This is a genomic window from Candidatus Bipolaricaulota bacterium, assembly GCA_021159055.1.
Lineage (GTDB): Bacteria > Bipolaricaulota > Bipolaricaulia > UBA7950 > UBA9294 > S016-54.
Genome location: JAGGSO010000021.1, coordinates 1 through 9,599, shown reverse-complemented (window position 1 = coordinate 9,599; position 9,599 = coordinate 1). Strand labels below are relative to the sequence as shown.

At 59.9% G+C, this 9,599-nt stretch carries 7 protein-coding genes; all 7 read left to right on the top strand.

Annotated features, from left to right (window positions below; all coding sequences use genetic code 11):
• The coding region (locus J7J55_01265; GenBank protein MCD6141337.1) for a hypothetical protein at nt 1–1,936 on the top strand (1,936 nt) is incomplete at its 5' end.
• Nucleotides 1,881–2,075 carry a hypothetical protein gene (locus J7J55_01260; protein MCD6141336.1) on the top strand — a complete coding sequence of 65 codons (195 nt, stop codon included), beginning with the start codon at nt 1,881–1,883 and terminating at the stop codon, nt 2,073–2,075. The genes J7J55_01265 and J7J55_01260, both read left to right, overlap by 56 nt.
• Entirely contained in the window at nt 2,075–4,981 is a 2,907-nt protein-coding gene (locus tag J7J55_01255; GenBank protein ID MCD6141335.1) for a hypothetical protein, read from the top strand. The genes J7J55_01260 and J7J55_01255 overlap by 1 nt, the downstream gene beginning before the upstream one ends.
• A gap of 84 nt (nt 4,982–5,065) precedes the next feature.
• Nucleotides 5,066–6,268 carry a maltose ABC transporter substrate-binding protein gene (locus tag J7J55_01250; GenBank protein MCD6141334.1) on the top strand — a complete coding sequence of 401 codons (1,203 nt, stop codon included), beginning with the start codon at nt 5,066–5,068 and terminating at the stop codon, nt 6,266–6,268.
• Between the two features lie 46 nt (nt 6,269–6,314).
• Nucleotides 6,315–7,859, top strand: a complete 1,545-nt coding sequence (malF, locus tag J7J55_01245) for a maltose ABC transporter permease MalF (GenBank protein MCD6141333.1) — start codon at nt 6,315–6,317, stop codon at nt 7,857–7,859.
• The gene (gene malG, locus J7J55_01240; GenBank protein MCD6141332.1) at nt 7,852–8,709 is read left to right on the top strand and encodes a maltose ABC transporter permease MalG; all 858 of its coding nucleotides are present in this window, start codon (nt 7,852–7,854) and stop codon (nt 8,707–8,709) included. Before malF ends, malG begins: the two co-directional genes overlap by 8 nt.
• Nucleotides 8,710–8,721: 12 nt before the next feature.
• A partial coding sequence (locus J7J55_01235; GenBank protein MCD6141331.1) for a glycoside hydrolase family 13 protein occupies nt 8,722–9,599 on the top strand: 878 nt, incomplete at its 3' end.

The following is a 9,599-nucleotide window of genomic DNA, read 5'->3' as shown; positions in this document are numbered from 1 at the left end:
GAGCGCGGCAGGCAGGGAGTTCATCCGGCTGCGGCGGGAGTACTCTTACGCCGGAACCCCGTGGTTGGAGATGGTTCTCCACGCCTATTCCGATCTGATTCTCATCACCGTCGTGGTTCACCGGGATATAACCGGGATCTCCCGCGGGGATTCGTTCACCTCTCCTGGGGTATTGCTTCCCCATTTCCGCCTCGCTCCCGACCTTGGGTTCTTCCTCACCACCTTCGGACTGGGCGGGGAAGACGACGGCTACCCGGGTGGGTATTGGCCGACGGCCAAGCTGGGAAGGGGGATGAGGGAGCTCCCGGATGAGGCGTTCGCTCCGCTTGTAGTCTACGACGATGAAAACGCTGTCGCTATCGCGCCGGGGAACCTGTTCCTCACGAGCCCGCTTGTCAAGACCCCGGATGGGGTGGGCCGCGGGCTGCACGGGGCGGTGGAGCGGATCCCGGCCGGAACCCGACTGGAGACCCTGATTGCGTGGGGTAATGACATAACCGCTGCCCTCATGAGATTGGGGGATCACCTCCTCTCCCGGAGCGGTAAGAAACGCCCGATCCCTGGTTCCCATCCTGCCCTGTCTAAACTCGGTTGGTGGAACGCATACGGGGGCTACTACACCGAGCCGATCCGCAGGTTGGACGAGAAGGGGCTCACCGAGGTCTTGAATGGACTCAAGAAATTGCGGATCCCGCTCGGGTACATCGGGCTCGACCTGTGGTACCCCTATGCGCAGATCGGACAGGCGCTCGAGTACGTGCCGGATCCGAAGAAGTACCCACGCGGGATCGGGGAGATCGCCGCATCGGCCGGTCTGTCCACCGTCCTCCATCTCTCCGCTTTGAGCCAGGAAAACGCGTACGGGACGGACGGATCCGATCCTGGGTTCTACCGGAAGGTGGCGGCGAGTCTTGTCCGGGAGCGGGCGATCGTCGCCTGGCACGATTGGCTGCGCACCCAGCAGCACCTGACCCGGCGGCTGCGAGCCGAGCCGACCGCGGCTGAGGCGTGGTTCGACGGGATGGCGGAGGCGTTCGCAGCAGACGGGTTGGACGTCCTTCTGTGCATGCAGACGATGGGGATGAACCTTGCCGCGACACAGCACCCAAACGTCATCGCCGGGCGGGTTCACACCGATTACCTGTTCAGCCAGCCGGAGGCGCTGGACGAAGCGGAACGGAGGGGACATCCGGAGTTGAAGGACGGCTTTGTCCCCCCGCATGAGCTTCATCGCCAGAACCTGTTCATGGGGCTGGTTCTTTACTCGCTGGGGATGGCGCCGTTTCACGATTTGTTCCTCACACGGAAACATCCCGGGTTGGGGGGCGATCATCCAGAAGAAGAAGCGATATTACGTGCGTTGTCGTGTGGGCCGGTCGGGATCGGTGATGGGCCAGGGATGACCGATCCCGGGCTTGTGCAGCGCTTGCTCCTCCCGGATGGGACCATCGCCCGGCCCGACCATCCGCCGTTTCCGCTCTGGTCGACGGTGAACGATGATGTCGTGGCGTTCCTCACCGAACACCGCGCCGGTGAGGCTGTTTGGGGATACCTCATCCTTCTCAACACCACCGCGGAAGAGGCCGAGTTCTCCCTCGCCCCGCCGCTTCCGGGAGAACACTTGATCTGGGACGGGCTGCAGGGCGAGGTGGTCCCGGAACTGCGTGGAACGATCCCGCCGGGGCGGATCGCCTACTTTGTCCTCGTCCCTCAGGAGGAGGGGATCGCCCCCCTGGGATCTCAGGGGATGTTCGTCCCTGGCGGAGTGGTGAAAGAGTGGAACGATCCCGCCGGGGCGGATCGCCTACTTTGTCCTCATCCCTCAGGAGGAGGGGATCGCCCCCCTGGGATCTCAGGGGATGTTCGTCCCCGGCGGAGTGGTGAAGGAGGCTGTGTGGAACAGGGGTTGGCACCTCCGGCTCGCCAGTCCGGCTGAGCGGCTCATGGTCGTCTCCGCCGGGCCGATCGGGGCGCGGACGGACAGGGGAAGGGAGCTGGTGGTGGAGAAAGGGGAAGCCGGGGTTTGGGCGGTATCGACGCAGGAGGATAGAGATGTGCATATCTACCGGAGGTGATGCGCGTGCGTAAGGCGTTGGCGTTTTTGGGGATCATTCTTCTCATCGGAACTGTGGCATGGGCAGGAAAGGGGCCGCTCAACCTGGCGATCATCTGGCATCAACATCAACCGCTTTACCAAGATGAGCTGACAGGCAGGTATGTGCTCCCCTGGGTGCGAGTGCACGGGGTGCAGGAGTACATCGATTCCCCTCGCATCCTCGCGGAGTATCCTGATATCCACGTTACCTACAACCTCCAGCCGAGCCTGCTCAAGCAGCTGTTGGACTACGTGGAGATAACCCCGGCTGAGCGGGCCAAGGGCGGGCTTTATCAGTACATCGGGGCAGTCGACAATCATCTGGAATGGATCTGGAAGCTGATCACCGCTCCCGCATCCCTCACACCCACGGAGCGGAAGGACATGCAGACGCAGTTCTTCTGGATCAACGGGTACATGTTCGACGACGATGACAACGATCCCTACTATGATCCCCGCTACACTGCGCTGAACAAGATTAAGGACACGCGCCCATTCACGAATCAGGAGTTGATGGATGCTGCCGGGCTATCCCTTCTGTGGGAGATTTCACCGGAGTTACATAAGCAGCTCGGACTCATCGGGCTGCGGGGGAAGACCGGGTTCACCAAGGACGACATCATCCGACTGATTGAAGCGCAGCACACCGTCCTCTCCTGGGTGGTCGATGCGTACAACAAGGTACAGGGGATGGGAAGCGAGCTCATCACGAGCCCGTTCTACCATCCGATCATCCCGCTTCTGTGCCAGCAGGGACTGGCACAGGACGTGTATGGTCAGATCGACCAGGCACAAGCGCAGCACGCAAAGCTGTTCGGGAGAAAGGCGGTTGGTGTCTGGCCTCCGGAAGAGGCGGTCTCAGACCAAGCGATGGAAGTCCTTGAGCAGGCTGGATTCCAATGGACGGTCACCGATAAGGGGATCCTTGCGCAGAGCTTAGGGCATACTCCGAACGTGGATGAGCTCACCACCCCGTGGAACTATGGCAAGATCACTGTCCTGTTCCGCGATCCGGACCTATCCAACAAGATTGGATTCTCCTACGGGAATAAGCCGACTGAATTCGCCGTCACCGACTTCATGAGCCAATTACACCAGATATGGCGCGAACTCTCCGATCCAGAGGACCACCTGCTGGTGATTGCCCTTGACGGTGAGAACTGGATGTTCATGGCCGGCTACCCGAACAACGGACGAAGCTTCCTGCGCGCCCTGTACAGTGCTCTCTCCACCGATGACACGGTGAAGACCGTCACCCCGGCGGAGTTCCTCGCCGGACATCCCGCAGGCCGTACCATCGATCACATCGCTACCGGATCGTGGGCCGGGGATCTGTCCACCTGGATCGGGGAGCCGGAGGAGGACGAGGCATGGGCCCGGCTGGACGCAGCGCGGAAGGTGGTAAACGGGGCTGGCGATCCCCTGCAGGCGCTCGATGCGATCTACGCTGCCGAAGGGTCGGACTGGTTCTGGTGGTACGGTTCGGATCAGGATTCCGGCACGGACGACATGTTCGATTGGCTGTTCAAGACGCACCTGATCGCGGCATACCGCGCCGCTGGGACACCAGAGGGTAAGATCCCGCGCGTCCTGTTCCTCCGGCTGGTCAATCCCACGACCGCCAGTCTCGGGGAGGTGAACCCGACCCTCGATGGGGTGGTGACAAAGCCGGATGAATGGAGCGAGGCGGCCGGGTTCACCGGGGCGGGGGAGATATCCCACGCTGCAGTTGGGTATAAGGAGAACTCGCTCTACGTCATGGTGCGCCTTGCTGAGCCGGCTTCCGACTTGATCGGGAAACACGTTAGGCTTGTCCTCTACACCTCCGGCAAGGTGGGAGAACCGGCGAACATAGCAGCCCGCTACTCTGGCGTTCAACTCGGGTTCGCCCTCGGGGCGTCGGTGGAACTGAACTTCGCTAAGGTCAAACAGGACGGGACAGGCGTCGTCTCTTATTACCGCGCCGACGGGAACGGGAACTGGCGCTATGCCTCCTCTATCACCACCCTCCTCTCTCGCAAAGCGGTGGTGGGGGATGTAGTTGAGTTCGAGATCCCGTTCAAGGAGCTGGGAATCGAACCGGGCAAGTCGGTGACGCTTGGGCTTACGCTGGAAGAGGAAGGGAAGCTCCGCGGACGGGCTCCGGCTCGGCCAGCCTTGGCCCAGGTTCCCACCCTGGTGCAAGGGAAAGAGATCTTCTCCATGACCGATCCCGCCGGTGACGACAACGGTCCCGGCACCTACACCTATCCCACGAACAAAGTCTTCGCGCAGAAGGGATTGTTCGACCTGATCAAATACACCGTGTACGACGCCGGGAAGAACTGGCAGCTCGCGTTCGACTTTACTGCGCTTCCCAACCCGTGGAACGGACCGCAGGGATTCTCGCATCCAATCATTCTTCTGTTCATGGACGTTGAGGATGGTGGGAGAACCGACTTGCCGAAGGGGGCAGAGGCGGCGCAAGTGCAGTTCGATCCGGATCATCCGTGGGACGTATTTGTGCGGATCGCCGGATGGCCTGCATACGGGCGTCACCTGTGGACCGCTGATGGAAAGGGACCGACCCTTGTCGGGGTAGCTTCCGATCCGAAGAAGGGACGGATCATCGTCACCATCCCCAAGTCGATCGTTCCGAACATCACCGGTTGGCACTATGTCCTCGTCGGTTCTCAAGACGGATATGGCAAGGACTACATCCGCGCACTTGGTCCCAAAGCAGGAGAATGGTCGGGCGGTGGCTGCCCTGATCCCATGTGGGCGCCGCAGATCTACGACTACCTGGCCCCTTCTGATCATACGCAGGCACAGATACTCGGCAGTTACAGCGCGCAGGGAAGGCACTTCGTTACGCTCATCCCTGTACAGGTAGAACCTGCGAGATAAAAAGGAGGTGATCACGCAGCAGGCGAAAAGAGGGCGTTTCGGAACCAGCGAGGAAAATTCAACCGCAAAGAGGAGGTTAGAAGCATGAAAAAGGCGTTTGTAGTACTGATTGCGCTGACGATGGTCGCCGGGTTGTTCCTGGCGGTGTCCGCAAGCGAAGCGGGAAAATTGATCATATGGGCTGATGAGACACGGGCCTCCGTCCTGCAAGAGGTGGCAACAGCGTTCCAGGATGCCTATGGGGTACCGGTTGAGGTGCAGGAAGTCGGATTCGGCGACATCCGCGGTAAGCTCGCCACCGCGGGACCGAGCGGCGAGGGGCCGGATATCATCATCGGCGCGCACGACTGGCTCGGCGAGCTGATCCAGAACGGGTTGATCGAGCCGATCGTCCTCCCGACAAACGTTGTCAAGGACTTCGATCCGGTGGCGATCGATGCGTTCAGTTGGGGTGGGCAGCTGTACGGTCTCCCCTATGCGACCGAGTGCGTTGCCCTGATCTACAACAAGGACCTTGTCCCGGAAGTTCCGGCCACGTTCGAGGACCTTCTTGCCACGGCGAAGAAACTCACCGATCCGGAAGCCGGCACGTACGGCTTCTTGATCCAGGAACCTGACCCCTACCATACCTTCGCCCTGTTCTCTGCCGGCGGTGGGTACATCTTCGGGACGACTCCTGATGGGAAACTCAATCCATGCGACATCGGCCTCGACAACGAGGGAGCGATCGCGGGGGCGAAGATCCTCGACCAGATGGTCAAGGACGGGATTGAGGTCCCGGGAGCTGACTACGGCACGGTGACCGGGCTGTTCAACGACGGGAAACTGGCGATGATGATCGGTGGTCCGTGGACCCTCCCTGATGCACAGAAGGCGGGGATTAACTACGGTGTCGCTCCTATTCCTCCGATCAATGGGCACAAGCCCAAGGTCTTCGTGGGAGTGCAGGGGTTCATGGTGAGCGCGTTCTCCGAGAACAAGGTCCTCGCCAACCTGTTCATCAAGGATTTCTTGGTGAACAAGGACGTGATGATGGAGCTGTACAACAAGGGACAGCGCCCGCCCGCTTATCTCCCGGCTCTGAACGAGCTGAAGGACAATCCGGATATCCAGGGCTTCGCCGCCAGCGCGGCCAACGGGTATCCGATGCCCAAGATCCCGGAGATGGGCTCGGTCTGGTCTGCGTGGTCCGATGCGCTCCAGCTGATCGTCAACCAGCAGCAGGACCCGGAATCGGCGATGCATGACGCGGTCGCCAAGATCAAGTCACTGCTCAAGTGCCAATAGCGACTGAATCAGGGGCCGGCTGCGGCCGGCCCCATTCTCGATCGAAATGCGATATCTGGGGCTAAACGCAGCGAAGATCCTGGCACTGGGGATCGTCGGCGCCCTGACGATCTGGGCCGGGGTGATCCTCGTCCTCCACGGGGCGTACGGCATGGCCGTCCTCCTCGTGGTCGGGGCCGGAGGGATAAACTACATCTATTTCTCCCCCCGCGCCTATCCCCTGCGCTACCTCGTTCCCGGGCTGATATTCCTCACTGCATTCGTCGTCTATCCGATCGGGTACACGATATCCGTCTCGTTCACCAACCTTGGGACAGGACATCTCCTCACGAAAGAACAAGCGATCGAACAGATCACCGGCAGGTTCTTCGTTCCTCCCGACGCTCCGGCGTATACCTACGATGCGTTTCAGGACCAAAACGGAGATCTGGCAATTCTCCTCCACGTCGATGCGAATGATCTCTTGTTCTTCCAGGGAGAGCTGAGCCCGGTCCGCTACCCTGATGAGCGGTTCGTGGACGAGGATGGGGATGGTAAACCTGATCGGTTTTTGTCTTACGCGCGTATGAGTATGCCGCAGATCATCAAGGCGCTTCCGCGGTTGGAGAGCCTCGTCATCCCGTACATGGATAAGGCGTTCCGACTGAACAGCCTCACTGCGTTCAAGCTCGCCACCCGGCGTTATTCGTACGACGCGGAGAAGGACGAGATGGTGGATCGCGAGACGGGGAAGGTCTACCGCGCTGTCGATGGATTCTTCACCTCATCCGACGGAGAGGAGCTCTACCCCGGGTTCAAGGTCTGGCTCGGATGGAAGAATTACGTTTCGTTGGTGCTAAATCCGGCAGTCGCCGGGCCGTTTGGGCGCGTCTTCTTGTGGACGATCCTATTCGCGGCGGGGAGCGTCCTCACCACGTTCGCCCTTGGGCTCATCCTCGCCCTCTTGTTAAACGATCCCTACCTGCGGTTGCGGAGGATATACCGGGTGTTGGTCATCGTTCCCTACGCCATTCCCGCGTTTATCTCCATCCTCATTTGGAAGGGGCTCCTTAACACCAATATGGGGATTATAAACAACGTCTTGTTGAACATTTTCCACTTCTACATCCCTTGGCTCGATAATCCGATATGGGCGAAGGTATCGATCCTCCTTGTCAACTTGTGGCTCGGGTATCCGTATATGATGATCGTCTCGTTGGGTGCGCTGCAATCGATCCCGGGTGAGCTGTACGAGGCGGCGCTCGTCGACGGAGCCGGGTGGTGGGACCGCTTCTCCAAGATCACCCTGCCGCTTTTGTTGATGCCGCTTGCTCCACTTCTCATCGGCAGTTTCGCGTTTAACTTTAACAACTTTACCCTGATTTGGCTCCTGACGAAAGGGGGACCGCCGATCCCAGGAGCACAAACAGCAGCCGGGTCTACGGATATCCTGATCAGCTATACCTACAAGCTCGCGTTCGAAGGGGCGCGGGGGAATCAAATGGGATTGGCAGCGGCCGTATCGATGATCATCTTCATCATCATCGCCACGATCAGTGCGTTCAACTTCCGCCTCACCGGGGCGTTGGAGGACTTGAGCAAGAATGTATAGCAAGCACACAGTACTCGGAAGCGTGATCCGGCATCTTGTGATTTGGGTTATGATTGCGTTCTCTCTCTTCCCGGTGCTGTGGGTGTTCTCCGCTTCGATCAACCCAACCAACAGCATGAACCTGCAGCGGTTTATCCCACGACGCATCTCGTGGGACCATTACGTGGAACTGTTCACCAACCCGCAGCATCCGTATGGAATCTGGCTCTGGAACAGCTTGAAGATCGCAATTGTGACTTCGGTGCTTACTGTCTTACTTACCTCTATCGCTGCGTATGCGTTTTCCCGGTTCCGGTTCCGCGGTCGGCGCGTGGGGCTGCTGGGGCTCCTTCTCGTCCAGATGTTCCCCCAGATGCTCGCGATGGTAGCGATATACCTCCTCCTCCTTCAATTGGGAAAGGTCGTCCCCTGGATGGGGTTGAACACCCACCTTGGGCTGATCATGGTCTACCTCGGGGGAGCGATGGGGTTCAATACTTGGCTGACTAAGGGATATTTCGATACGATCCCCCGATCGCTTGAGGAATCGGCTCTCGTCGATGGCGCGACTCATTTCCAGGCGTTCGTGCGGATCGTCCTGCCCCTTGCTAAGCCGATCCTCGCTACCATCTTCGTTCTCACCTTCATTAACATCTACTCGGAGTACATCCTGGCCAGCATCCTCCTCTCCGATACCCGACGCTACACCCTCGCGGTAGGGTTGAACCTCTTGTTGGGGACGCAATGGGGAAAACAGTGGGGGACGTTCGCCGCCGGCGCCCTCATCGGAGCAATCCCGTTTTTGGTGATCTTCGCCCTCTCCCAGCGGCTATTGGTCTCCGGGCTCACCCGTGGTTCGGTGAAGGAATGAAAAGGGAATAACATGGTTCCGGGGTGGGTCCGTAACGCGGTCTTCTACCAGATATTTCCCGATCGGTTCTGTAATGGAGATCCGAGAAACGATCCGCCAGGGGTGCGGCCGTGGGGTGAGCAACCGACCCGCAGCTCGTTTTTCGGCGGCGATCTAGTCGGAATAATTCAGAAACTCGATTACTTATCGGATCTTGGCATCACCGCGCTCTACCTCACCCCGATCTTCACCGCTCCGTCGAACCACAAGTACGACACCGTCGATTACTTCGAGGTCGACCCGACGCTCGGGGGGAACGCAGCACTGCGGGAGCTGGTGGACGCCGTGCATTCCCGCGGGATGCGGATCATCCTCGATGGGGTGTTCAACCACTGCTCCGATCAGCATCCGTTCTTCCGCGATGCGATGGAAAACGGGAAGGGCTCGCAGTACTGGGACTGGTTTACGATCCACGGAGATCGCGTGATCCAGACCCCGGGTCCGAACTACGCGTGTTGGGCCGGGGTGCCGGTGATGCCAGAGTGGAACCACAAAAACCCCGCGGTGCGGAAGCATCTTCTCTCTGTGGTGCGCCACTGGATCCGGGAATACAAGATCGATGGCTGGCGGCTGGACACGGTGGAGTATCTCCCTCCGGACTTCGTCCGGGATGTCCGCCGGGTGGCGAAGGAGGAGAACCCGGACGCGTACGTGCTCGGTGAGGTGATGGGGATCGCGACGGCGTGGTTCAAGCACGATGCCCTCGACGGGGTGATGCACTACAAGCTGTGGGAGGCGCTCATTCGGTTCATCGCCGAGGAACGAAGTGATGCGCGGGAGTTCGCCGGGTTTGTCCGCAGCCTGTGGCACAGCTACCCGGAAGAGAACGACTACGCTTGCTACACCCTGCT